Origin of the sequence: Methanosarcina sp. DH2 (assembly GCF_020804225.1) — an archaeon.
GTDB lineage: Archaea > Halobacteriota > Methanosarcinia > Methanosarcinales > Methanosarcinaceae > Methanosarcina.
The window spans coordinates 345,666-369,882 of record NZ_WJBI01000004.1 but is presented as its reverse complement, the minus strand read 5'-3'; the positions used below and the strand labels follow the sequence as shown (position 1 = coordinate 369,882).

18 protein-coding genes and 2 rRNA genes are annotated in these 24,217 nt (G+C 42.4%); 11 read left to right on the top strand and 9 right to left on the bottom strand.

Annotated elements, in window-relative coordinates:
* Positions 1-846, top strand: a 23S ribosomal RNA gene (locus tag FXV91_RS08895); the annotation flags it as partial.
* 80 nt (positions 847-926) lie between these two features.
* A 5S ribosomal RNA gene (gene rrf / locus FXV91_RS08890) occupies positions 927-1,048 on the top strand.
* A gap of 1,961 nt (positions 1,049-3,009) precedes the next feature.
* On the opposite strand, the gene FXV91_RS08885 is transcribed toward rrf, so the two are convergent.
* From FXV91_RS08885 to FXV91_RS08870, 4 genes are all read right to left on the bottom strand, one after another.
* The gene (locus tag FXV91_RS08885; RefSeq protein ID WP_229390211.1) at positions 3,010-3,183 is read right to left on the bottom strand and encodes a hypothetical protein; all 174 of its coding nucleotides are present in this window, start codon (positions 3,181-3,183) and stop codon (positions 3,010-3,012) included.
* Between the two features lie 538 nt (positions 3,184-3,721).
* Positions 3,722-4,081, bottom strand: coding sequence for a nascent polypeptide-associated complex protein (locus FXV91_RS08880; RefSeq protein WP_229390210.1), 360 nt, complete (start codon positions 4,079-4,081; stop codon positions 3,722-3,724).
* Positions 4,082-4,167: 86 nt separating this feature from the next.
* A complete protein-coding gene (locus FXV91_RS08875) occupies positions 4,168-4,488 on the bottom strand; it encodes an iron-sulfur cluster assembly accessory protein (protein WP_229390209.1) in 321 nt (106 codons plus the stop codon).
* Between the two features lie 293 nt (positions 4,489-4,781).
* On the bottom strand, positions 4,782-5,927 hold the full coding sequence (locus FXV91_RS08870) for a hypothetical protein (RefSeq protein WP_229390233.1): 1,146 nt from the start codon (positions 5,925-5,927) through the stop codon (positions 4,782-4,784).
* Positions 5,928-6,084: 157 nt separating this feature from the next.
* Between FXV91_RS08870 and FXV91_RS08865 the strand changes: the two genes are divergently transcribed.
* The gene (locus tag FXV91_RS08865) at positions 6,085-8,064 is read left to right on the top strand and encodes an amylo-alpha-1,6-glucosidase (RefSeq protein WP_229390208.1); all 1,980 of its coding nucleotides are present in this window, start codon (positions 6,085-6,087) and stop codon (positions 8,062-8,064) included.
* 174 nt (positions 8,065-8,238) lie between these two features.
* Here FXV91_RS08865 and FXV91_RS08860 read toward each other — a convergent pair whose 3' ends face one another.
* Positions 8,239-9,699, bottom strand: coding sequence for a S8 family serine peptidase (locus FXV91_RS08860; RefSeq protein ID WP_229390207.1), 1,461 nt, complete (start codon positions 9,697-9,699; stop codon positions 8,239-8,241).
* Between the two features lie 740 nt (positions 9,700-10,439).
* Here FXV91_RS08860 and hisI point away from each other — a divergent pair.
* The 4 genes from hisI (at position 10,440) to FXV91_RS08840 (ending at position 15,132) form a co-directional block, all read left to right on the top strand.
* Positions 10,440-10,802, top strand: coding sequence for a phosphoribosyl-AMP cyclohydrolase (gene hisI, locus FXV91_RS08855; protein WP_229390206.1), 363 nt, complete (start codon positions 10,440-10,442; stop codon positions 10,800-10,802).
* A 259-nt stretch (positions 10,803-11,061) separates the two neighbouring features.
* The gene (locus FXV91_RS08850; protein ID WP_229390205.1) at positions 11,062-12,984 is read left to right on the top strand and encodes a PINc/VapC family ATPase; all 1,923 of its coding nucleotides are present in this window, start codon (positions 11,062-11,064) and stop codon (positions 12,982-12,984) included.
* Between the two features lie 165 nt (positions 12,985-13,149).
* Complete coding sequence (locus tag FXV91_RS08845; protein WP_229390204.1) at positions 13,150-14,016, top strand: hypothetical protein; 867 nt, start codon at positions 13,150-13,152, stop codon at positions 14,014-14,016.
* 408 nt (positions 14,017-14,424) lie between these two features.
* A complete protein-coding gene (locus FXV91_RS08840; RefSeq protein ID WP_345945492.1) occupies positions 14,425-15,132 on the top strand; it encodes a LysE family transporter in 708 nt (235 codons plus the stop codon).
* Between the two features lie 215 nt (positions 15,133-15,347).
* On the opposite strand, the gene FXV91_RS08835 is transcribed toward FXV91_RS08840, so the two are convergent.
* Together FXV91_RS08835 and FXV91_RS08830 are read right to left on the bottom strand one after the other, a co-directional pair.
* Positions 15,348-15,797 carry a carboxypeptidase-like regulatory domain-containing protein gene (locus tag FXV91_RS08835; protein WP_229390202.1) on the bottom strand — a complete coding sequence of 150 codons (450 nt, stop codon included), beginning with the start codon at positions 15,795-15,797 and terminating at the stop codon, positions 15,348-15,350.
* 39 nt (positions 15,798-15,836) lie between these two features.
* Positions 15,837-16,322: a carboxypeptidase regulatory-like domain-containing protein gene (locus FXV91_RS08830; RefSeq protein ID WP_229390201.1), complete on the bottom strand. Its 486-nt coding sequence runs from the start codon at positions 16,320-16,322 to the stop codon at positions 15,837-15,839.
* 249 nt (positions 16,323-16,571) lie between these two features.
* Here FXV91_RS08830 and FXV91_RS08825 point away from each other — a divergent pair, with 249 nt between their 5' ends.
* From FXV91_RS08825 to FXV91_RS08815, 3 genes are all read left to right on the top strand, one after another.
* The gene (locus FXV91_RS08825) at positions 16,572-16,718 is read left to right on the top strand and encodes a hypothetical protein (protein ID WP_229390200.1); all 147 of its coding nucleotides are present in this window, start codon (positions 16,572-16,574) and stop codon (positions 16,716-16,718) included.
* Positions 16,719-16,895: 177 nt separating this feature from the next.
* Positions 16,896-17,504 (top strand): imidazole glycerol phosphate synthase subunit HisH, encoded by a 609-nt coding sequence (gene hisH / locus FXV91_RS08820; RefSeq protein WP_229390199.1) that lies wholly within the window; start codon positions 16,896-16,898, stop codon positions 17,502-17,504.
* Positions 17,505-17,689: 185 nt separating this feature from the next.
* Positions 17,690-19,024, top strand: a complete 1,335-nt coding sequence (locus FXV91_RS08815; protein WP_229390198.1) for an AIR synthase-related protein — start codon at positions 17,690-17,692, stop codon at positions 19,022-19,024.
* Between the two features lie 189 nt (positions 19,025-19,213).
* On the opposite strand, the gene FXV91_RS08810 is transcribed toward FXV91_RS08815, so the two are convergent.
* Both FXV91_RS08810 and FXV91_RS08805 read right to left on the bottom strand, forming a co-directional pair.
* Positions 19,214-20,518, bottom strand: coding sequence for a nodulation protein NfeD (locus tag FXV91_RS08810; protein WP_229390197.1), 1,305 nt, complete (start codon positions 20,516-20,518; stop codon positions 19,214-19,216).
* A gap of 51 nt (positions 20,519-20,569) precedes the next feature.
* Entirely contained in the window at positions 20,570-21,352 is a 783-nt protein-coding gene (locus FXV91_RS08805; protein WP_229390196.1) for a slipin family protein, read from the bottom strand.
* Positions 21,353-21,888: 536 nt separating this feature from the next.
* Between FXV91_RS08805 and FXV91_RS08800 the strand changes: the two genes are divergently transcribed.
* The gene (locus tag FXV91_RS08800) at positions 21,889-24,021 is read left to right on the top strand and encodes a DHH family phosphoesterase (RefSeq protein WP_229390195.1); all 2,133 of its coding nucleotides are present in this window, start codon (positions 21,889-21,891) and stop codon (positions 24,019-24,021) included.
* The last annotated feature ends 196 nt before the right edge of the window (positions 24,022-24,217 follow it).

Below are 24,217 nucleotides of genomic sequence, written 5' to 3'. Positions count from 1 at the left end.
GTCTAGAGACCTCTAGGGGGAAGTGAAGACCCCGTGGAGCTTTACTGCAGCCTGTCGTTGGGTTGTGGTTCTGGATGTACAGTGTAGGTAGGAGACGTCGAAGCGGGTGCGCCAGCATCCGTGGAGTCGCAATTGGGACACTACCCTTCCGGGACTACGACCCTAACTCTGCGAAGAGGACCCCGATAGGTGGGCAGTTTGCCTGGGGCGGGACGCCCTTGAAAAGATATCAAGGGCGCGCAATGGTTGACTCAAGTGGGTCGGAAACTCACTGAAGAGTGCAAGAGCATAAGTCAGCCTGACGTTATTCAGCACAGCAGTGGATGACGAGACGAAAGTCGGTTCTAGCGAACTTTTGAGCCTCCTTGGTGGGGGCCAAAAATGACAGAAAAGTTACCCCGGGGATAATTGAGTCGTTGCCGGCAAGAGTACATATCGACCCGGCAGCTTGCTACCTCGATGTCGGTTCTTTCCATCCTGGCCGTGCAGCAGCGGCCAAGGGTGAGGTTGTTCGCCTATTAAAGGAGATCGTGAGCTGGGTTTAGACCGTCGTGAGACAGGTCGGTTACTATCTACTAGAGGTGCCAGAGGTCTGAAGGTAAGCTGCTTTTAGTACGAGAGGAACCAAGCAGCGGCGCCACTGGTGTACCGGTTGTCTGACAAGGCATCGCCGGGCAGCTACGCGCTAAGGAATAAGAGCTGAATGCATCTAAGCTCGAAATCTGACCTAAAAAGAGACCTCTTTAAGGATTCCGGTAAAAGACCGGTTTGATAGAAACGGGATGTAAGCACCAAGGCAACGAGGTGTTCAGTCCGCGTTAACTAACTATCCGTTCCTTTCAYCTAATTCAGGTCCAGGCGAAATTCAGTATGCAGCACATACCTATACACGACTTCATCTTTCCATATCCCATTTATAGGTAGAGTCTGGCGGCCATAGCGGCAGGGAAACTCCTGTACCCATCCCGAACACAGAAGATAAGCCTGTCCACGTTCCTTACTGTACTGAAGTGTGCGAGCCTTCGGGAACTCTGGATCGCTGCCAAACTCACCCTATACTACTTTCAAACCTATTCTAAAACTGTTTTCTAATATTGTTTTTCCTGAATATTTTGTTTTCTGACGCTAGTTTTTAATAATGTTTTTTGAAACTGCTTTTTGATAATGTTTTTTGATATCGTTTCTCTACATTATTTTTTGACATCATTTTTTGATTTCGATTTAATCTACTTTTTTGTCTGCTAGAGCGAAGCACAGCATAGCGAAATAGACCTCGTGCTCCCGAGGTACAATTTCAAACATATCTTGAAAGTTCCAGCATGATTGAGAAGATTAAAAATAGCTCTAAAGAGGAATTAAATAGATAAGGAATCTAATAAAATTTAATATGAGACTGACACTCTTTTAATATTTGTTATTATACCTGAAGTGAGATCAAAGGAAAAATAAGTTATATTGTATTAGCCAGTGAACTACTCCTCCCTGAATTCTTCGCCTTCCGGCTCAGTTTCGAGGGATAAGCTTCCTACGAGTACRTTATCTCATATGGCTTCGGATCTCAAAGATCCTCAATTCCTCAATAAGCCTGTTTATCGTAGATTTCCAGTAGCAAGCTACCGAAAGCTCGTCYACAGAGCATTTTGCAATAGGTTTCACAACCTTCARTTGCGAGATACTCAGTCAAGCTCTACTGTTCACCGTTCAAACTTTTACCTTCGAAACTTCTTCGAAGAACCTTATAGTCTAAGTTCAGAAAGTTTGTACCTGACAGTTCCGGCTATTCCCKACTTTGTTACCACGAGGGCGAGGAAGAGCTACGGATAACATGCAATAGGAGTTGAAGAYATAAGWAAATTTACGGAATCAATAACAATAGAAGGTGTGAAARTTGACGGCTTTCATCCCCCACATGCCATCTCGGATAAATCCGACCTGTCGAGGAAGGGGACTTCTCGCCTTAGAGTTAAAGAAAAGTCAAAAATGAATTAAAAACTCATAAATGTGAGAAATACAAGATGGATATAGGAGTCACTGAAATAATATTTATGTTCGCTATGCTATCGTTTTTTGTATTTATTATATATTTTTTAAAATAATTTCTACACAAAAAGAACGTAATCTTAACATAATCATTCGTCTGTACTCATCTTCTTTGAGCTCATCCCAAAACTCAAAGTTACTTCTCTGAATTCCGTATTCCTAATTACCAATCAAGTTTCTGATCCTGGAAAATAGTTTTGAAACTTTCATGATTAAGAACAATGGGTTTTGGAATAAACTATAAAATTAATTAGTAAATCACCTTTGCTTGACGCCCTTACCCTAGGGTTTTCATCAGTTGCAGTAGATCCAAAGTCAGCCACTGAAACAGGTGGACATATAAGCCTCAGAACTTGCTTTTGTATTAACATTTAGGGCGATGCAATAAAAACAACTCTCGTCTAAATATGTTGAAAAACTTCCATTGGAATTATGTGGGTCACTTAATAACGTAAGGCCGGTTAAGCTAACGATATCGTCGTCACCAGCTTTAACCTACTTCAATTCCGTTCCCACTTCAATTCCGTTCCCACTTGTATTAGTTTCCACAAAACAAAGTGTATATTACATTCGTCAGGGTAATTATAGGCTCAAATCAATCAAAATCAACACCCACAATTGCATTACCTGCTCTTCGATATGTAACATAACTGAAAATGTTCCTGTCTGCAGAATATGAACCAACAGCCTCGCTCCGAGCTGCGATCCTCACATATTGGTCGGGGTCAGATGAAGTTGCTTCATGTATTGTTGCTTCATTATGGCCAATCCCAATCCCCTTTATTTGTGGTCATATAGCTTAGTGGGTATGTATATTTAATGCTTAAAAGATTTATTAGTATATGGAAAGCGAACCTGTACCATTAAGGATCTCATCAGGTATCCGGGGACTTCTATTGCGTAGTGAAAATTCGTATTCTCTCTCAACAATCTCTTTTTTCAATTTAACCTGGTTATATCGTGGGTTATCTATAAGAGATGCCACCGTTTTTCATTAGCAGCCTCCTGAGTGATTCTCCCATGCTCAACATCATCATAGAGTTTATTGATTTCTACAATCATGTCCCGCAACTGCATATTATATTCGGTATCATTAAACTTGCTTTCCAAATTCAACGGTTTTGCCATACATGTAGGAGTCATGACTAAACTCAATATCACAGATACAACCAAAATGTATCCCCCGAGATTCAAAAAACGAATTCTATTAATTGTACTCATCTCTTAATTTTTCTTAATAAGATAGTGACTCAAAAAAAACCTGAATAAATGGATTCTAAAATTGAATATTCTTACTGAGTCTCTTAAAAAACTGTCAAATTTCCATATATAACGGTGGGTATTTTTAGCATTACTGGGACAATAAAAAAGGAACGTCAATTCAAAAATGAATATTGGATAAATAAACAACTTCTCATATTATTAATACTTAGTATGGGATTAATTAAGGAACATTTTATTATTTCTTGAAAATTTATATGTGAATTCAGATATAACTGATTCAACTTTCATAAAATGAGTAAAGAAGTTATGAATTTGAATAAAATTACAGTATTTAAAAATTGGAGAATAACCCGAAAAAATTAAAATGACTCAGTCGCCATTATTTTTTTTTAAAAAATATTAACTACCTAACGGGAATAATCAAAAGCTGACAAATTGATAAAATGAAGAAAAGGAATCAGGCAGAAAGTGCCATAATGGCTTCTGCCAGATCTCCGTTTGAGTTTTTCAGGGCTTTCCTGGCTTCTTCTTCGGAGACGCCGGTCTGCTCCATTACAAGTTTGATGTCTTCAGCAGGGATTTCCAGAGATTTGGGGACTTCCTTTGCATCGCCTACAATCTGATATGTTTCCGAACCCTGGACTGTCATTATAGAGACATTTGCATTCTCAATAATTATGTTTGAGTCTGCAGTCTTTATAATAACCTCTTCAACATCCTTAAGTTCCTTAACATCAATCCCCATCTGCTTCATCATCTGTTTCATTTTAGCCGGGTTCATTCCCCGGCCTCCCACGCCTCCCATTCCTGGAAACATAGATTCCCTTCTCCTTTGTTTTTATTTTTCTTATTTGCTTCTTCAGGTTCGGGTATTTTTCATGCCCTAGCGCGGTTTTGCTCTAATTAATGGCAGCCGCCACATGTGCCGCATCCGCCGCCGGCACTGGGATTGCGGATAAGGAAGCCTTTTCCGTTTTCGTCTTCGACGTAATCGATGCTGCCTTCGGAGAAACTCCTCTCGATATCTTTTGCCATTACAAGCTTTATTCCGTTGCTTTCCAGTGTCACGTCGTCTTCTTTTACTTCATCATCGAGGGCCAGTCCGTACTGTACTCCACTGCAGGCTACTCCAGCAACGAAGATTCTAAGCGCAAGGTCAGGCTTGCCTTCCTGTTCCAGCAGTGTTTTCAGCTCTGTTGCAGCTTTTTCTGTTACTTCAATCATTTATATGCACCTCTTTTTATTTTTGATAATTTTAAAACACTGAAGACCTTAATCTTCTATAAAATGTCATCCGGTACAGCTTATAGATAACTCCTCAGCGTTATATAATCTTGCATCTAACACATATAACGCTTATGTGAGGTAGCATCTCTTTTCCCTGAAAAAGCCTTGTCAAAGGAGTCTTGAAGGGCAGATTGAAGATTCCTTCTTCTGGAAGTCCGTTTTTTTCTCAATACGTAAATATATTTTCTATTTTATATATTTTTCTTCTAATATTCGTTTCCAGATTCCCTTTACAGAAATTCGGCATCTTCATCTATAGGTTCTTCAAGTACGCCGGCATTATAAGCATTGATCTCAAGGGAGTTCCGTTTACCCTTTACTTCCCAAACAGGAATATACACAAGCTCCATGTCGAGTTCTATTTCATCGGCTTTTGGGCTAATACTCTTTTGTTCATAAATAATTGCCTGCCCTTCCAGATTGTTAAAGCGCATCTCCCGTGTATTTTCCTGTATAATTAAATCCAGAAGAACTTTCTCTGCCTGCTTTTTATCTACACTCGGCCGCTTTACCTCGTACTGCACTGCCGGAATCCTGGTAGGCGTCCTGAGACCTTCTATTTCCATATTTTCTTTTGACTTGTTAAGAGCATTAAGAAAGCCCTTCCCTTCTCCAGTAATGCTCATCACTTTTGACCTGAAACGCTTTTCTGCTTCAACATTATAAGAATACTTCCAGAAAGGTACAAATTTCAAAATTGCATCTTTAGGGCTGCTGATATAGGGTTTTGCTATGATAATTGCCTGATCTTTAGAAATCCTGGGTTCTACAGATTGTATGTTCAGTACTTCACACGGCTCAACTCTGGAAAACTCACTATCCTCCAGCCTCTTTAAGGGTTTTCTCTCTTCAACTGGCTTTGACAGGGCTCTGGATTCAAAAGAGACCCTTTCTGTCTCTCTCGACATGTCTTGAAGCGGTATAAGTCCCTCCCCGGAGCCGGGCCCCTGTCTGAAGTTTTCATTTTTCCAGTTTTCTCCGGCGAGTTTAGGGGCAGATATTGCCTGTTCCTGATATTCCTTTGAAGGTATTTCGGATTCTGTCTGATAAGCACCTGACTTTCTTTCCATATTTGCCAGAACCGCCCTTCCAATCTGAAGTGCCAGTTCGTCCCTGTCCCAGATATATATGCCGAGTTCGGCTGCATAATCGTTCAGCTCTCCCAAAACTTTCTGGGTCATCACATAGATTCCGGTACAACCTCTTATCTTTTCAGAGAAATATTTTATTTCTTCATAATCTGGTTTCAGGGCACACATGACATAAGCCTGATGCCCATTTTTCTCTACAAGGATGTCACACTGACTGGATATTATGACATTGTATCCGGATGATTTGAAGATGTCAACAAGGAGTTCTAAAAGGTCTTGCTTCATGATTCTCACTTTCTTATGTCCTGCACAACTGAAATAGTTTATGTTTACAATTGAAATATAATTATCCTTAAACTTATTATACTGTATGCTTCACTCTTCGTTTAAATCCCCTTTCCAAACGTACAACTATATAAGAAACCAAATCCTAATCAGGTATATGAGTGGGATCAGGCTTGGAACAGATTCATTTTCTACTTATGAAGAAGGTATAAAAAGAGAATGGATTATAGGGAACGGGATCGGAGGATATGCTTCATCTACAATCATTGGGGCTGGGGCAAGGACTTACCATGGGCTCCTTGTTGCGGCTCCTAAGAATTCCCCTGGACGAGTTTTACTGCTCTCCTCCCTGGATGAAGAGATTTCTCTTAATGAAGAGGTTTATACGCTTGGAACCCACAAATATCCGGGTACAGTCTATCCCGGAGGATTTGCTTATCTTTCCAAGTTTATTCTAGCGCCTTTCCCTCTATGGGTTTACCAGCCCGGGGACTTTACCGTGAAAAAAAAGATTTTCATGGTGCATAATAGTAATATGGTCTGTATCTTCTATGAGGTCAGGTGCCGCAGGGAAGGGGCTCTGCTGAGAATCTCTCCTCTGGTGAATGCAAGAAGTTTTCATGGAACCACGCATTCTAAAGACATTTCTTTTTTTCAAAAAACCGAAACTAAAGGAGTGAAACTGGAAAGCTCGAATGGTTTTACTTTCTGGCTTGCCTCCAATCTCCAGTACCATGCCGAACCAAAATGGTACTATAACTTCGAGTATGATATCGAGAAAGAGCGAGGGCTCGCATTCCAGGAAGACAACTTTAACCCCGGTTATTTCGAAAGCAAACTTAAACTGGGAACATCTTATTTTTTTATTGCCGCGTCAACTGAAGATATTTCCTCTCTTACTCTCGAAAAAGCTGAAGAACTCTATACCAGAGAGGTTTATCGACAGAATCTCCTTGCTTTCAATTCAAGGCTTACCGAACCTTTCGCCCTCAAACTTCTCAGGGCAACGGATTCCTTTATCGTAAAACACCCTTCTACAGGTGAAAAGACAGTAATTGCCGGTTATCCCTGGTTCTCAGATTGGGGGCGGGATGCTATGATTTCTCTGCCTGGTCTGGTTTTGATTCCCCGTCGTTTTGAGGATGCTAAATCCATCCTTAGAAACTTTGCCAGTAACTGCAGAAAAGGTCTGATTCCCAACAACTTCCCGGCTTTCGGAGGAGAACCTGCCTATAATACAGTTGATGCATCTCTCTGGTTTATTCATGCCCTGAGCCGTTATTTTGCATATACAGAGGACCTGCTGTTTCTTTCGGATATGTGGGGAACTGTGGAAGATATACTGGATAATTACAGTAAAGGCACGGATTTCGGGATTGGGATGGATTCGGATTACCTTCTCCGTCAGGGATCTCAACTAACATGGATGGATGCTAAAGTCAATAATAATCCGGTGACTCCGAGAGAAGGTAAAGCCTGTGAGATCAATGCACTATGGTATAACGCTCTTGAAACTGCTTCCAGACTTGGAGGCCTCCTGGGCAAAGAAACTTCTTCGTATGAAACTCTTGCAGCAGGGATAGCATCCAATTTTGAAAGAGTTTTCTGGAATCCGGAAACTAACTGTCTCTTTGACCTGGTATGCCAGGATGAGGCGGGAAATGAGATTAAAGATCCTTCAATCCGTCCTAACCAGATTCTCGCAGTCGCGCTTCCTTACACAGTGCTCTCTCCTGAAAAAGAAAAGGCTATTGTGGACAGGGTAAAAAATGATCTGCTTACACCTTTCGGGCTCAGGACACTCTCAATGGACAATTCTTCTTATATAGGGCTCTATCAGGGAGGACCTGAAAATAGAGATTTAGCCTATCACAGCGGAACTGTCTGGCCCTGGCTCCTTGGACCCTACGTTAAAGCCTACAGGAAAGTACATAACTATTCAAAAGAGAGCCTTGAGGATATGCGTACTCTCCTGAAAGGCTTTGATCCCCATCTCGAAACAGCAGGTATAGGTACCATTTCCGAAGTTTTTGATGGTAACTATCCTTACTCCCCGGGTGGTTGCATTGCCCAGGCCTGGAGCGTTGCGGAGATTTTAAGGGCATATGTTGAGGATGTTCTTGGGATCAAGCCGTGAGAACAGAGCTTCTGGTCTTTTAAAGGTCCTTCAAAGGTCCTTCAGAGGTTTTTTTTCAAAAAGGAAACGTTTTGTCCCTTCGCAGGGGCATGAATTTTAATTTACTTTCTTTTTTTAACCTATTTTTTTAACTTACTTTTTTTAACTTACTTTTTAAACTTCCTTTTTTCGGACTCATTTTCTGGGTTTAGTAATTTTCACAATAGCCGTGTCAGTTCTCACAGCACTTTTATCATCCGTTACCTTGAGGGTGGCTGTATAGGTTCCTACAGTGGAGTATATGTGTTCCGGAACCGCACCTAAATCTGTGCTTCCGTCCCCGAAGTTCCATTCATATGAAACGATACTTCCGTCAGAGTCATATGAAGTTGAACCATCAAATGTTACTGCAGTTCCTGTAACTCCGGTATATGGGCCTCCTGATTCAACTACCGGAGGGTTATTTACAGTTGGCTGACCTTGAATATAGTTAAGGGCAGCTGCTGCATTCACGAGTCCGTATCCGTAATACTTGTCCCAGCCAGAAATGCCCAGATCTGTTGCCGTATTTTGCATTGCAGCCCTTACTTCATCGGGTGTGGCATCGGGTTTTGAGGATATCAACAACGCGGCAACACCTGATACGTGGGGAGTCGCCATTGATGTGCCCTGAAAGAGCCAATAACCGAAGTTTGCTGGGTCTTTAGTTGTGGAGTTGAATGTATTCTGAATGATTCCGTCTCCGTACCCGTCGTCCCCGCTCTGGTCTACCCTGATGTCTCCACCTGGTGCTACAATATCAAGGGCATCACCATAATTTGAATAATAAGCACGGTTTCCATCATATCTTGTGGCTCCAACTGCGATGCACTTTTCATAAGCTGCTGGATAGCTGACAAAGCGCGTATTGTCATTTCCTGCAGCAGCAACAATGGTGACTCCATTATTGTAAGCGGTGTCAAGAGCAGCTTTGAGAACTGGATCTACCCGGAGAGCATGATATCCAAGACTCATGCTTATAATATCTGCGCCATGCTCAGTTGCATAGTAAATCCCATCTGCTATTTGCGCAAGAGTTCCGCTGCCTTCCGCATTAAGAACTTTCACAGGCATTATAGAACAGTCGTATGCTACACCTGCGGCCCCTATGCCGTTATTAGTGCTCTGGGCTATAGTTCCTGTAACATGGGTTCCATGCCCATTATCGTCATTTGGATAGGCGTCGTTATTGACAAAGTCGTAACCTGGAACAAAATTGGTATTCACGAAGTCCGGTGCTTTTTTGTATAGGGAGTGGTTTTCGCATGCAACTCCTGTATCAAGTACTGCAACGGTTGCTCCATTTCCTGTAGATGTATCCCATGCAGGTTCAAGGTTAATCCCTCCTCCTACTCCGGTTTCGAAAGCCTTGAAATTCCACTGTAAATCGTAATATTGATCATTGGGCACCATAAATGCGTACATTATGGTATTAGGTACTGCATATTCTACATTGGGATTTTTACTGTAGATTTCTGCCATCTCTTCAACGGTTTTTGTCTTTGGGATTTTCAATATCTTGAATCCTGCATAGGGACTGGTGTAAGTCACCTGCGTCCCGTGCCCGGCATTGATGTTTTTTATCTTTTCTCCGGAGACATCAGGATTGAACTTCACAAGGATTTCCTCAGGTACGTACTTCTGGTCGCTGGCTACGTCGATTGTCTTTCAAATATATCATAAGGTTCGCTGTCCACTGTATTCAGTGCATAAACTGGAATAGTTGACCCTATTAGCAATCCATATATTACCAGTAGGGACACAACCTTGCTTCTAAATTTGAAACTCATCCTTCTCACCCACAAGTCTCAATAAATCATTTTTATGGATTTTTTTTGTTCGAAAATAAAGTGCTAAACTCTGCTTTCTTCCAGAACATTTTAAGTAGAATACAATATATATCTTTGTAAATTTTATGACTTACTTTACATAATTGGATTATTATCATTCTTTGTCAGGGATGAGCATTTATTCCCTGGATCGACTTCAGATTCCCAACTTTTGAAGACGGGTAGAGAATCTTACTAAAATCAATCTGTAAATTAACTTCGCTCTCTGTTTTTCAAAAAAATCAGGTCCTTTTTTCGGGTTACAAAGAATGTAGCAGAAACGTAGATGTATCCTACTTCAATTTTGTAGTTCTTCATTTGCTTCTATTTTTATTGAGTATTTCTTCTATGCGTACTTGTTAACGTCTTCTATGCGTACCTGTTAAGGTCTTCTATGCGTACCTGTTAAGGTTTTTATCCTATTAAATTAATTTTTGTTCTCTAAAATCTCTTCATTCTTAGTAAATCATTCTTAGTAAATATTTTATTAAACTTCCTTTTTTATACTAGTTTGGCAATTTCTCTCACATGATTGACTTTGATACCCTGAAATATGAAAACGGTCTGATTCTTGCCATAGTTCAGGACCGAATCAGCAAGGAAGTCCTGATGTGCGCTTATATGAATAGGGAGGCCCTTGAAAAGACCGTTGAAACCGGAATCGCTCATTTCTGGAGTCGTAGCCGGCAAAAACTATGGAAAAAAGGTGAAACTTCCGGGAATTTGCAAAAAGTTAAGGAAATCAGGATTGATTGCGATATGGACTCTATTCTTCTGCTGGTGGAACAGATCGGAGGAGCCTGTCATATGGGGTACAGATCCTGTTTTTACCGAAATCTTGAAGGAGAGGTTGTAGGAGAAAAGGTCTTTGAGCCTGAGGACGTTTACTGAACCTCAATTATATTTGTCTCAATATCTTAATTGTCTCAATATTGCCTCGATCATGCTTACCGAACTCTAGTATATAGTTTCCTTCCATTTCTTTACATTCTTAAATCATTTTAAGCTTTACTTCTTATATCTTTTTAAGCTTTACTTTTTAGAACCTTTTTAAGCTTTATTTCTCACCAGTCCTGTTTTTTAACTTCGTTCATCTGAAAAAAAGCAGCAGAAGTTTTATTATATACTTTCTGGCTCTATATCCATTTATATGGCTGATGAGAAGCGGATATGGAGAATCGTTCCGGATACCAGTGTGATTATTGATGGGAGACTCTCGTCCCGCGTAAGAAGTGGTGAGTTCAGGGGCGCTGAGATTGTCATTCCCGAAGCTGTGGTCTCGGAACTTGAAGCCCAGGCAAACAGGGGTAGAGAAATAGGTTTTAAAGGTCTTGAAGAGCTTTCGGAACTTCGTAAGCTATCAGATAGAGGGGAGATTCATCTTCAGTTCAGTGGGGTTCAGCCCACTCTTGAGGAAATTAAGCTTTCCAGGGAGGGAAGGGTGGATGCCCTTATCCGGCGTACGGCTCTTGAGGTAGGCGGGCTGTTCGTTAGTGAAGACCGTGTACAGTCTCTGATAGCTAAGGCAAAAGGACTTGAAGTTGAATACATTCATCCCAAAGTTCTGGACCCCTCAGAGTTCGGCCCTCTCAAAATAGAACATTTCTTTACTGATGACACGATGTCCGTGCATCTCAAAAATGCGGTTACTCCAATGGCCAAGAAAGGGCCTGTTGGAAATGTGCGTTATGTGCGGATTCGGGAAGAGCCTGCAACTTCCCAGGAGCTCTCCAGCATTTCAAAAGAACTTATTGAGAGAGCCAGGCTTGACCCTGAGTCTTTCATTGAAATGTCTTCGAATGGGGCTTCGGTCCTGCAGATCAGAAATATGAGGGTTGCAATTGCAAACCCTCCTTTCTCCGATGATATAGAGATAACTGTTGTCAGGCCCACAGTTGTAGTTGACCTTGAACACTACCGCTTGAGCGATAAGCTGAAAGAGCGGATTGTAAGCCAGCGTGGGATCCTTATTGCAGGGCCTCCCGGAGCCGGGAAGTCCACTTTTGCTGCAGGAGTTGCTCGTTATTTGAATGACCATGGGCAGGTAGTCAAGACAATGGAATCTCCAAGGGATCTGCAGGTGCCTCCTGAGATCACTCAGTATTCTCCCCTTAACGGGAGAATGGAGGATACCGCTGATCTCCTGCTCCTTGTCAGGCCGGACTACACTATTTATGACGAAGTACGGAAGACCGGGGATTTTCTGATCTTTGCGGATATGCGCCTCGCAGGAGTCGGGATGATCGGAGTCGTGCATGCAACCAAGGCAGTAGATGCTATTCAGCGCCTTATAGGAAGAGTTGAACTGGGTGTAATCCCACAGGTAGTGGATACTGTAATTTTCATAGATAAAGGAGAGGTTGCAAAGGTCCTGGTGCTCGCTTTTACAGTTAAAGTTCCTTATGGAATGACAGAGCAGGACCTCGCAAGGCCGGTAATCACCATTGCAGATTTCGAAACCGGCAAGGTCGATTATGAGATCTACACCTATGGAGAACAGGTTGTGGTCATGCCAATCGGTTCTTCCCGGGAAAGCCGGAAACCTGCCTGGAAGCTTGCTGAGGAAGAGATAAGGAATGTCATCAGCAGGTATGCAACTGGTCCTGTTGAAGTGGAAGTGACCTCAGACGACAGTGCAATCGTAAAGGTTCATAACGAGGATATGAGAAAAGTTATCGGCAAAGGCGGAAATGTCATCGACAGGATCGAAAATATCCTTGGGCTACATATCGATGTCAGGGAGATGGAAGCCGAAGCTCCGGAAAGCACAAAAGGCCTGAAGCGCGGGGGAGAGCGCAAAACTTTCCCGGGAAAGACCAGGGAACCCTTACCTGAGAAAAGTACTCCTGCATTCCCTGTTCATCCTATCATCGAAAGGACAAAGAAGCACCTTATCCTTGGGGCCATTGAACTTGCAGGAAAGGATGTGGAAATTTTTATCGAAGATGAATATCTCTTCAGTGCAACTGTTAGCCGGCATGGAGATGTAAAACTCAGGATAAACTCGGATCTTGCATCGGAAATCATGGGAGCTCAGGACAGCGGAGATATTGTTGAGATCAGACCTATCTGATCTTCTTATTTTCCTTTCATTACTTATTTTTCGCTTACTTTATTTTTTTCTTTTTTTTCGTCCTCCCCTTTTTCGGAAGAGGCAAATTCCTCATTTTTCACCCGTGAACAAAAAAATTTATATACTGTTTGGGTATGATTTCATATGATAAATTTTATGGGGGTTATGGTTCAATTGAGCAAATCATATCAGGCAGAGCCCGAAATCAGAAACGATTTGCAGGGGAGAATCGAGGTTTTTGACCAGAACATTAGGAGTTTTGAAAAGCGGTTGAGAGCAGTTGAGCGTCGCTTATCCCTTGAAGTGCCTCAGACTTTACAGGCTGGAAAAGCTTTTTCAGGGATGTCTTCAGATTCTTTTCAGGAGATGAACTCTGCGAATCTTGCTGCAGGCTCTTCAGTCCATTCTCAGGGACCTTCTGTCTCTCCTGAAGCTTCTTTTCTCCTTCCCGAAAATTCTTTACTTTCAGATTCTATTCCGTCGCTTACGGGAGAGGATATTTCGAATTTTGCTTTCAATACTGCATTCCCTTCTTCAGAAGGTTCAAACGCTCCTACGATTTTTCTTGATAGCTCTTCGGAGGTTTCAGGAGTTAGTTACAGGGTAAGGGATATCAGTGCTCTTTTTTCCAGTCTTTCGGAAAATCTCCGTTCTCTACAGGCTGCTATATCCAAACTTTCTGATTTTGTGCACAGCAACCTTAAGCCAGAGGTCGAAAGATTGGAGAGTGAAGTCAGGGACATTCAAAGCCTGGAAAACGTGTCAGAAGAATATATGAGGAAATTTGAATCCCGTATTGAAGCCATTGAAAATCGAGACCGTTTTACCCTTGGTTCTATAAAAGTCCCGGTAGAAATCTCGGGAATTACCGGGTCTTCTGTCCTTTTTCTTACAGGATTTCTCGTGTGGTCTGACCGCTGGGATATAATAAGATCTCCTTACTTCTCAACCGGACTTGCCGTAATTATGGCAGGAGCTGTACTTTTAAAATTTTACATGGTTAACCGGAAACAAAAATCGTTAACTAATTGATGACTGAAAAGACGAGCAGGCAATGAATGAGTAACCAGCAGTAAATGGACAGTCAGCAGTAGATAAGAGTCAGCAGTAGATAAAAGTCAGCAGTAGATAAGAGTCAGCAGTAGATAAGAGTCAGCAGTAAGTTTGTATAACCGGTGATGAAGTAATTGGCAGTTAGAAACGGACAATTTACAGTAAGCACTCAATAATGAATAGTTACTAACAACTAATATCTGTCAGATATTCTCTTTAATCATCAATCAGTAATAGTATACGAAAATTCTAAGTATGTGGAATTTAAGAAATAAACCGGATGTTGTAAGCCAGAATACTTTCTTCCTGACTGATGCCATAAACGATATTCCTTATCAGTCTCAAAACATTTTTATATAATTACTTCCTAGATTTATATAGTCAGATATTTTCCGGGGTGGCATCATAATCGAATTAACTAAAGATCTTATTCTTGGCTTTACAGTAGGCATATCTGCAGCTGTTATCCCGGGACCTATGATGTTTGCAACAATCGGGGCATCTTTTCATAAAGGCTGGCGAGCAGGACCTTCGGTATTCATAGGTCACGCGCTTGTAGAACTCGCCTTTTTCGTGCTTATTCTGGTAGGTGCATCATCTTTCCTTGGAAAGTCAGTAGTCTCGTATCTGGCTATAATAGGAGGCTTAATGATGGTGGTTTTCGGGCTTGTGATGATCAAAAAAGCAAAAGAAGCCTCCACAATGGATGTCTCTATTTCAGCCAGCAGCCTGAATCTCTCATCGGGTCCCATATCTTCAGGAATTATGACTTCGGCATTGAACCCTTTCTCAGGCACGGTGTCCGCAGGAATTATAACCTCAGCACTGAATCCTTTTTTTGTTGCATGGTGGTTGACAGCAGGCAGTGCGATCCTCCTTCAGGAGTATCTTACAGGCATCTTTGCAGTAACTGCATTTATTGTCGGACACTGGATAGCAGACCTTGGGTTTCTTGTAGCTGTGTCTTCATCCTTTTCCAGAGGAACGGAAGTAATTTCACAGTCCACACATAAAAAACTGGTATACCTCTGCGGAGGTTTTATGGCATTCTTTGGGCTGTGGTTCATGATTAATAATAATAACATTTTACGATGATTCTCTTTTGACGGAAATGTCGGATATGCATAAATTAAAACATATTAAGAATGTGTATTATAAATTTCTAATAAATCTCTACTAATAAATGAAAACTAAATTCATGAAGGTTTAAAAAAGAAGAGCTGCTTTTGAAGTCCTAACTTTTTGAGGAATTAAATTTTTTAAGGATCGATCCTTTAAAAACTTACTGATACTGAACCCATCAAGAAGGTTTAACGCCTCTTTACCTTTATGAAATACTCTTCATCAAAGTCTCTATATCCGGTTCTCATTACTTTTATTGCAACATACCCTTCGGATTTTCCGGCAGGCAGCCCGGGATTTAAGACTGCTATAGTAGCGTTTCCATTAGAGTTCGTGATGCCTGAATACGCTTTCTTTCTGTCCGGGCTCCAGACAATTACGTTTGCTTCTCCGACCCCGCGGTTATTCCTGTCAAGCACACTTATTTGCAGGCTAAAGTCGGATTCCTCTCCTTCGGAGTTGAGTGAAAATGAGCTTATATTTGCAGATGCATACATAGGTTCAGGAGGAGTAGGCGCGCTGCCGATGGCTGAGAGTATTGCATAAAATCCTATGAAGCCGACAATAGAAAGAACTACGATCCTTATAGGAAGCCCGACAGTTCCTGCTTCATTTTCTTTGAATTTTCCCGGCAGCATATGCGGCTCCGTTTTCCAGGTTTACTCGATAATATGCAATCATCGAGTCTTGATAATCATAACTGCATCCTTTCTCTCATAGTCATAGAAACCGTCTGCCAAGATTTTCAGGTCCATTGTCCCTTCGTTCTGGTTCGGGTCAAGCCTTACCATTGCATTTGCCGGCGTTGTCAGCACAGTAATCCCGTTAATGTCAGTCGTGTTCGAGGCTGCACCTCCGAGTCCCTTAAGGATGACGTTTGCACCTCGTACCGGGCTTCCGTCTTTATCTGTTACTTTTATTACTGCTGATACGGCAAACGGGTTCTCTGCAACAGTAGCACCTACTATTATTGAGTTTCCTTGCTGAAGGCTTCCTACCCCGAGTCCTGTCTTTTCAACAAAGACTGACATTTCCTTTGTAGGAGTCGGTATTATCGTGATAAGTGTTGCAAGAGCAACCATCCCGACAACTAACATAACTACAATATTTATTGGCAGTTCCATTGCTTTTTCGTCGTGTCTGAACAACTGAAGTCCTTTCATATTTCTCCCTCGTTTTAACCCCGTAAGTTAATATCTTAACTGTATAACATTCTATCAATATTCAACCATCCTATTTATAATTTTTCTATTTTTTGGCTAATAAGATTTTATATTAACCAATATTTTTGTATTTATTCCGAAAAACTATATGTTTATATAGCTCTTTTGTGCATAATTCCCTTATTATCGTACAACAGCCTTACTGACTATGAACGAGGGGAAACAGGTTTTTGACTCAAGAATGTTCTGATGAACCAGATGAATCGGACCATAGACGAAATTTTTTGTGTCTTTTCGGACTGCACGACTGGAAACGAAAAAGCGGAGCGCTCTGCTGTCGGCCAACGGTGCTCGAAAAACGTTACGAATGTGTTCGCTGTGGCAGGTACAAGGTGATTTTTGAACAGGAGAAAATGCCCTGTAATCTTTCTGCAGACAGATACTGACCTGAAATTTTTATTTTTATACTTTTCAGGTGTATTTTTCTTAATCTTTCTATTTCTTCATTTCTTCTCAACTTTTCAAATCCTTTGCTCGTAAGCTTAATCTATTTTAACTTTGTTTGTTAGAGCTATGAAAAGAATCGTGATTATCGATTACGGGCTTGGAAATCTCAGGAGTGTTCAAAAAGGGCTTGAACATGTCGGAGCAAGTCCCGCAATCTCCGGGAACCCTGAAGAGATCCTGGCAGCAGATGGCATTATTCTTCCTGGTGTTGGAGCTTTTATAGATGCAATGAAGTGTCTGATCCCTCTCAAAGGAATTATCGCGGAATTTGCAGACTCGGGGAAACCAATGCTCGGGATCTGTCTCGGACAGCAGGTTTTGATGAGTTCCTCCGAGGAAGGCAGGCTGACTAATGGTCTCGATCTTATTCAGGGCAGAGTACTTCGTTTTCCTAAATCTGAACTGAAAGTGCCTCACATGGGCTGGAACAATATCAGGATCAAACAGGATCACCCTCTGTTTAAAGGCATTCCTGACGGTTCTTTCGTGTACTTCGTACATTCTTATTATGTGGACACAGCTGAGGAAAATACCCTTGTGTCATGTGAATATGGGCTGGATTTTTCAGCCTCCGTAGTGAACTCGGAAGGCAATGTTATGGGCACCCAATTCCACCCTGAGAAAAGTGGAGCTACAGGGTTGAAGATTTTGAAAAACTTTGTTGAAATGTGTTGAAATTATGTCTCTGATAAGTGTACTTCGGTTTTTCACTAAACTTTTATTTCTCGTTTTTTCTGTGGTTAAGTTTGAACTCCGGGGTATTCTTCATTAAAATTCAGTCAGAAATTATGCGTGAATTCTAGAACTATCTGTCCTGTATCTTTCAAAGCAGTGACAGAATATGCGAGAGGATGGTTACTATGGATATAGAAGGTTATGCAAAACGGGCTCTCAGGAAAGACCCTTCGAATGAAGTCGGGCTTGAGACACAGCTTGCCTCAAGAATTCTTGAAATAAAGAACATCAACCCCGAAAGGGCTCATGAGATTGCTGCTGCGGTCATTTGTGAAGCAAAAGCGACTCTCCACACGGAAGGGGATGTATTAAACTCGACTCTTTCAGGAGTTTCCATGGGAGAGTTCGGAGTAGGTTCAAGGGGCACAGGGGACTTTTACGTTCATTCCAAGCTTGGGGAGGTCATAGGCAAGACCGGTGCGGTAGTTGACAGTTCCCAGCTTGACGACTCCGGAGTTGTAAAAATAGGGAACGAATACCTGGTGGTTACGATTGATGGCATACATTCCCGCCTCAGCGATTTTCCGTTCCTTTCGGGTTTTCACGTCGCAAGGGCAGCTCTGCGTGATGTATATTCAATGGGTTCCCGCCCTCTTGCAATGCTTTCAGACATCCATGTCGCAGACGATGGGGATGTGGCAAAAATATTCGACCACATTGCAGGAATCACCACAGTTTCAGAGCTTACCGGAATCCCCCTTATTACCGGAAGTACTCTTCGGATAGGCGGGGACATGGTTATAGGTGAACGAATGACAGGAGGCGTCGGCGCTGTTGGTGTTACGTCTTCCCTTACCTCACGCAACCAGACAAAGGCAGGAGACCTTATCCTTATGACTGAAGGTGCAGGCGGAGGTACGGTTTCTACAACTGCACTTTATTACGGGATGCATGACGTTGTGGAAGAGACTATTAACATACGTTTTCTTGAAGCCTGCGAAGCTCTCCTGCAGTCCGGGTTGTACAGGAAAGTCCATTCCATGACCGATGTTACCAATGGCGGAATACGCGGGGACGCACGTGAAATCTCAAAGACTGCATGTGTAAAAATGGTCTTTGAAGAGGAAAAAATGAGAGCCCTTGTAAACTCAAAGGTACTCTCCATGCTTGAGCTTCTTAAAATCGATTACCTCGGTGTATCTCTTGATGCCCTGCTGGTTATTGTTCCCCCTGAATATGCCGATGAGATCCTTGAAACAGTTCGGGCTGCCGGTGTCGAGATTGACATTATAGGTCGTGTAGAAGAAGGAAGCGGGGCTGAAATTATCGTCAATGGAGAGGTCAGAGACTTTTCACCCAGGTTCAGAGAATCTGCCTATACACCTGTCAAAAAGGTTCATGGAGAAGAGAACCCGCGAGATTTCGAGGATATGAGAAATGCAATTGATAGGGCAGCCGAGGAAGCTATTGATAAAAAGCAGAGGGTCCTTGAAAAAATAAAGGGCAAAAAGAAAAGTTAAACTCGGAAACAGAAACCTGGAGCAAAAATCCGGAACTGAAACTTGGAAAAGAGCTTCGGAACGGAAACTTGGAAAAGAGCTTCGGAACAGAAACTCGGAAAAAATTCCTGAAAAAACCCGAAAAAGAACCAATTAAGCCTAATAGTATCTTAAAGTGAGGAAAAAGGAAAAGAAGAAAAGAAAGGAGGCTTATATCTTTCTTTTTACTACGAGCACTTCCATTTCTTTTCCAATAATTTCGACTTCTTCTTCAGCTCCTATTTCCTCTTCGGATCTGGCTTTCCAGTACTCTCCTCTATAGCGGACAAATCCACGTTTTTCAGGTTCTATCGGATCTATGGTTCGAGCAATATCCCCTATAATGGCTCCAATAACAGGTTTCTTCTTCCTCGTTTCGGCGACTTTATATATCGCAAAGACAAGGAAAAGCCCTAAAATGATGGTAGGTGTAACAATTGTCAGGAGTAACGTTCTCCTAAATTCCGGGGTGTAAATATTCTCAGCTCCCAGCGGTACAAGAAAGACACTCCCTATTATCAGACTGATAAGTCCGGCAAGCCCGAATATGCCAAATCCGGGGGATTCAAGTTCAAGGATAAGAAGCCCTACTCCTACCATAATGAGGAAAAATGCTGCTATGTTAATGTTGAACCCTGTGCCTATCAAGCCGAGAACAATTGCAATAATCCCGAATATTTCTGCTCCAGCTCCCGGGTTCGCAATCCCGAAGATGATCCCGTAAAGCCCTATTGTCAGGAGAAGGGAGGAAAGGACCGGGTTTGAAATAAGCTTCAGGAAGGAAAGTGGAAGTGGAGGTGAGTAGATCTCTATTTCTGCATTTGCGGTTTGCAGTCTTCTGTCCTTTACCCTCTCTCCATCAACCTGAGCCAGCAGGTCCGGAATGGAAGATGCCCTATACTCGATTACTCCTTCTTCCAGGGCTTCTTCGTCGTTCAGATTTCTGTTTTTGGTAATTACCTCTTCAGCAAAGGTTTCATTTCTCCCATGTTTTCTTGCAGTTTCAACCGAAAATTTAACGAGGGCATTTATAATTTTCTCATCCTCTACGGGTTTTGTCCCTTCTGCAGACATCTGGACCGGTTGGGCTGATCCTATGACTGTAAAGGGAGCCATTCCAGCAATATCAGTCCCCATAAGGATGAGGGTTCCTGCAGACCAGGCTTTTCCGCTTTCAGGCACATACCCGATCACAGGGATGGTTGCGTTCTCAATTGCCTTTATAATTATTTGAGTCTCTTCCAGCCCTCCACCGGGAGTATCCAGGCTAATCACGAGAGCTTCAAAGTTCCCATTTTCAGCTCTTTCTATTGCGTCAGCTATTAAATTGTCGGAAGCTGGAGTAATAGCTTCGGCTATTTCGAGTACAAGCACTCTATCTTCGGGTGCTGCTCCTGCAGGAGGCGTAAGAGCAGCTGTGAGAGTGATACAGAGAAAAAAAATAAAGAGGGAGCAAAAAGCCCTTCTGGTTTGCATAATCACTGACCCTTTCTCGCCTTTACGTTCTTTTCGGCTTTTAATCTGCCCTTATTGTTCTTTCTTTCCGGATATAGCCTGAGAGAGGGCAGCCACGTTTCCGGCTTCAATAGGCTGAGACTGTGTAACTATGATAAGGTTTCTTTCCCTGGCAATCTCGGCAAGGGTCTGAAGCTCCCTTAGTTTGATAGCAATAGGAAGTCCCTGGTAAAGATTGGCAGCGTCTTTCATCCTTTCACCAGCCTGATACTCTCCTTCAGCAAGAATGATCCTGGCACGTTTTTCCCTTTCGGCTTCAGCCTGTTTTGCGATTGCCCTTTTCATAGTTTCAGGCAGGGCTACATCTCGTATAGTCACTCCTGTAACCTTGATTCCCCAGGGATCAGTATAGGCATCCAGCAATTCCTGAATTTGCTTGTTGATGTTCTCTCTTTCCGAAAGCAGTTCATCAAGTTCCATCTGACCCAGCACATCCCTAAGTGTAGTCTGGGAAAGGGTTGAAGTTGCAAACATATAGTTTTCAACCTGTGTAATTGCAGCCCCTGGCTCTACTACCTTATAGTAAACAACGGCATCCACTTCAACTGTGACATTGTCCTTTGTAATGACTGCCTGCTTCGGGACATCAATTGCAACAACTCTCAGGTCGATTTTTGTGGCTTTATCAATAAAGGGAATGATTAGAAATATCCCCGGCCCTTTTACTCCACTAAGGCGACCAAGTCTGAAAATAACTACACGTTCATATTCATTAACCATTTTTATAGATTGTGAGAGTATTAATATTACAACTATTAATACAGGAAGCAATAATTCACTGATGAAATCAACCATAATTTTATGCCCTCCTATCAATTAATCTTAAAATTGGGCTTAATAATAATTAAGTGTTCTTTATTCGGGAATTGTAATGAAAAATTCCTGCAAAGTAAACAGTCCTAATTTAAAAGTTTTGTATTCTGTCGTCTATATAAAGTATCTGTGAATCTATATAAGTCCTCACTCCGGTTTTTCATAGACCGCGGTTTCCCTGTCTTTCTCTGTCTTTAAGATTTATAATCTCAAAATCGCAGATATCATCTCAAAGCCTGAAGGTTCCGGGACCTGCAGACGCTATGTAAAATAGCATGTTGACAATACTTATATCTTGCATACGGAAGATATTGAACTGAAAGATAGGATCTGCAAGCAGATAACTAATCAGGTAATCGCCGATTTTCCGGGCCGGGTGAAGGTCATACAGTCACTATTATACTGAAAGGCCGACACAGAAAATAATAAATATATGGAGTTCAAAGCAAGATTTTGGACCCCAAAAACTTTGAGAGTAAGAAAACGCAGGTTCGGAAGAACCACTGGTGTTGATATTAATGAGTAAGGAATGTCCAGACTGCCACGGGCGTGGCTATGAGGTTATTTCAACTGAGGTCTGCCCTTTGTGTAAGGGAAAAGGCAAGTCAAAGTCAGTTGATTTCATGAAAATTTCAGAGAAAGAAATTGACAGTTTCTTGAAAAATGGCGCAGCATGTGAGAAATGCAAAGGTAAGGGGAGTATTGAAGTTACCAGATCCTGTGAGGCCTGTGAGGGACTCGGAAAGATCTATACCTGCAAGGTTTGTGGGGCAAGAATTCATGAGTTACAGGACGGAGAAGAAGAGATTTGCAATTCCTGTTCACGTTCCCAGCATGTTTATGCTCTGGATGAATCCTGTGACCTCAAGGATGTGGAAGCAGGAAAACTTTATCACGGCATAGTGAGCAGTATCGCCTCTTTTGGAGTCTTTGTAGACCTGAATCCCCATGTAAGGGGACTTATGCATTCCAGTAATGTTGGGACCCAGCCGGGAGTTAGGGATGCTGTGATTGTCCTGGTCAAGAGTATTAAAGCTGGAGGAAAACTGGATCTTATCCCGCAAACTCTTACAAAGTACGAAACCATTGAACTTGAAAAAGAGCTCCCACTTAAGAATTCCTCCGATATAGATACCAGCATGAAAGGCAGGCTCGTCCGGATCGAAGGAGAAGTTATCCAGGTAAAACAGACCAGCGGGCCTACTATCTTTACCATTGGTGATGAAGGGGGCTTTATTCCCTGTGCGGCTTTTGAGAGTGCCGGGAAGCGGTCTTATCCTCACATTGATGTTGGAATGATTGTATCAATTACCGGGGAAGTGACTCCACGGGATGAGCAGGTCCAGATTGAAGTCATGAGCATGAAACTGCTAACCGGAGAAAAGGAAGCTGCTGTCAAGTCCAGGGTCGAGATGGTAATTGATGAGAAATCCACTCCTGCTGATATTCCTTTCCTGATCGAAAGCGACATTATGGAAAAACTCAAACCCAGAATGCTTCATGTTGCCAAAGAGATCAAAAAGGCAATTTTCCATTCAACACCCATCATCTTAAGACACCATGCAGATGCCGATGGAATCACTTCTGCAATTGCCATTGAGAGGGCAATCCTTCCTCTAATTACGGAAATCGGTGGGACGGATGCGGAGTACTATTTTTATAAGCGGGCTCCTTCAAAGGCTCCTTTCTATGAGCTTGCCGACGTTACGAGAGATATTTCCTTTGCACTTGAAGACTATGCAAGGCACGGGCAAAAAATGCCTCTTGTGATCCTTGTGGATAATGGATCAACCGAAGAAGATGTGCCTTCAATGCGGCAGGCCCAGGTCTATGGCATCGATATGCTTGTCGTTGACCATCACCATCCGGATGACATCGTTGACCAGTATCTTATAGGACATGCAAACCCTGCTCATGTAGGGGGAGACTTCGGGGTTACTGCGGGAATGCTCTGTGCTGAAATCGCCCGCATGATCAATCCCAGCATCAGTGATACGATAAAGCATTTACCTGCTGTTTCGGCAGTAGGAGACCGTTCGGAGGCTCCGGAAGCTGGAAGGTATATCTCCCTTGTTTCGGACCGCTATACTCTTGAAGAATTAAAAGAGATGGCTCTGGCTCTGGATTATGAGCAGTTCTGGCTTAAATTCAGCAGTGGAAAAGGCATTATTGACGATATTCTGGATCTGGGCAACCACACTGTCCATAAAAATCTGGTATCCTTGCTTTGCGAGCAGGCAAACACCATGATAAAAGAACAGCTTGAGACCTGTCTCTTTAATGTCAAGTCCCAGAAATTGGCTAACGGAACCATCATGAATGTGCTGGATGTCGAAAACTATGCCCAGAAGTTCACTTTTCCGCCACCGGGCAAGACTTCCGGAGAGGTGCATGATGTACTCACCAAAAGAAACCCGGGAAAACCTGTGGTCACCCTGGGCTACGGTCCGGACTTTGCTGTCATTCGCTCAAAAGGTGTGCTCATGAACATTCCCAGGATTGTAAGAGAACTCAGGGAAGAGATGAAAGGTGCCGGAGTCAGCGGTGGTGGACATCTTGTTGTAGGAAGCATTAAGTTTGTAGAAGGAATGAGGACCGAAGTGTTATCAAGGCTTGCCGAAAAGATAGCATCTACGGAAGTTGAGTATTAAACAGGCTTTAATAAGCCTTTTTTTCTCCCTCTCTCTTTCTGAATTTCTTTCCGGCTTTTACTCTTTCTTTTTATGGAATCCTCCCGTATGCCGGTTAAAATTTACAGTCCTAGTCTTCGAGGTTGGATGTAGAATTGATAAATTGGAAAGTCAATAGTTACTCTATGTCACATCCCGGATCACGTTCATATCATAC

What these genes read in the sequence shown, in the direction of transcription:
- FXV91_RS08885 (WP_229390211.1), bottom strand. Translation starts at nt 3,183, where the DNA reads ATGACTCCTACATGTATGGCAAAACCGTTGAATTTGGAAAGCAAGTTT.
- FXV91_RS08880 (WP_229390210.1), bottom strand. Translation starts at nt 4,081, where the DNA reads ATGTTTCCAGGAATGGGAGGCGTGGGAGGCCGGGGAATGAACCCGGCT.
- FXV91_RS08875 (WP_229390209.1), bottom strand. Translation starts at nt 4,488, where the DNA reads ATGATTGAAGTAACAGAAAAAGCTGCAACAGAGCTGAAAACACTGCTG.
- FXV91_RS08870 (WP_229390233.1), bottom strand. Translation starts at nt 5,927, where the DNA reads ATGAAGCAAGACCTTTTAGAACTCCTTGTTGACATCTTCAAATCATCC.
- FXV91_RS08865 (WP_229390208.1), top strand. Translation starts at nt 6,085, where the DNA reads ATGAGTGGGATCAGGCTTGGAACAGATTCATTTTCTACTTATGAAGAA.
- hisI (WP_229390206.1), top strand. Translation starts at nt 10,440, where the DNA reads ATGATTGACTTTGATACCCTGAAATATGAAAACGGTCTGATTCTTGCC.
- FXV91_RS08850 (WP_229390205.1), top strand. Translation starts at nt 11,062, where the DNA reads ATGGCTGATGAGAAGCGGATATGGAGAATCGTTCCGGATACCAGTGTG.
- FXV91_RS08845 (WP_229390204.1), top strand. Translation starts at nt 13,150, where the DNA reads ATGGTTCAATTGAGCAAATCATATCAGGCAGAGCCCGAAATCAGAAAC.
- FXV91_RS08835 (WP_229390202.1), bottom strand. Translation starts at nt 15,797, where the DNA reads ATGCTGCCGGGAAAATTCAAAGAAAATGAAGCAGGAACTGTCGGGCTT.
- FXV91_RS08830 (WP_229390201.1), bottom strand. Translation starts at nt 16,322, where the DNA reads ATGAAAGGACTTCAGTTGTTCAGACACGACGAAAAAGCAATGGAACTG.
- FXV91_RS08825 (WP_229390200.1), top strand. Translation starts at nt 16,572, where the DNA reads ATGAACCAGATGAATCGGACCATAGACGAAATTTTTTGTGTCTTTTCG.
- hisH (WP_229390199.1), top strand. Translation starts at nt 16,896, where the DNA reads ATGAAAAGAATCGTGATTATCGATTACGGGCTTGGAAATCTCAGGAGT.
- FXV91_RS08815 (WP_229390198.1), top strand. Translation starts at nt 17,690, where the DNA reads ATGGATATAGAAGGTTATGCAAAACGGGCTCTCAGGAAAGACCCTTCG.
- FXV91_RS08810 (WP_229390197.1), bottom strand. Translation starts at nt 20,518, where the DNA reads ATGCAAACCAGAAGGGCTTTTTGCTCCCTCTTTATTTTTTTTCTCTGT.
- FXV91_RS08805 (WP_229390196.1), bottom strand. Translation starts at nt 21,352, where the DNA reads ATGGTTGATTTCATCAGTGAATTATTGCTTCCTGTATTAATAGTTGTA.
- FXV91_RS08800 (WP_229390195.1), top strand. Translation starts at nt 21,889, where the DNA reads ATGAGTAAGGAATGTCCAGACTGCCACGGGCGTGGCTATGAGGTTATT.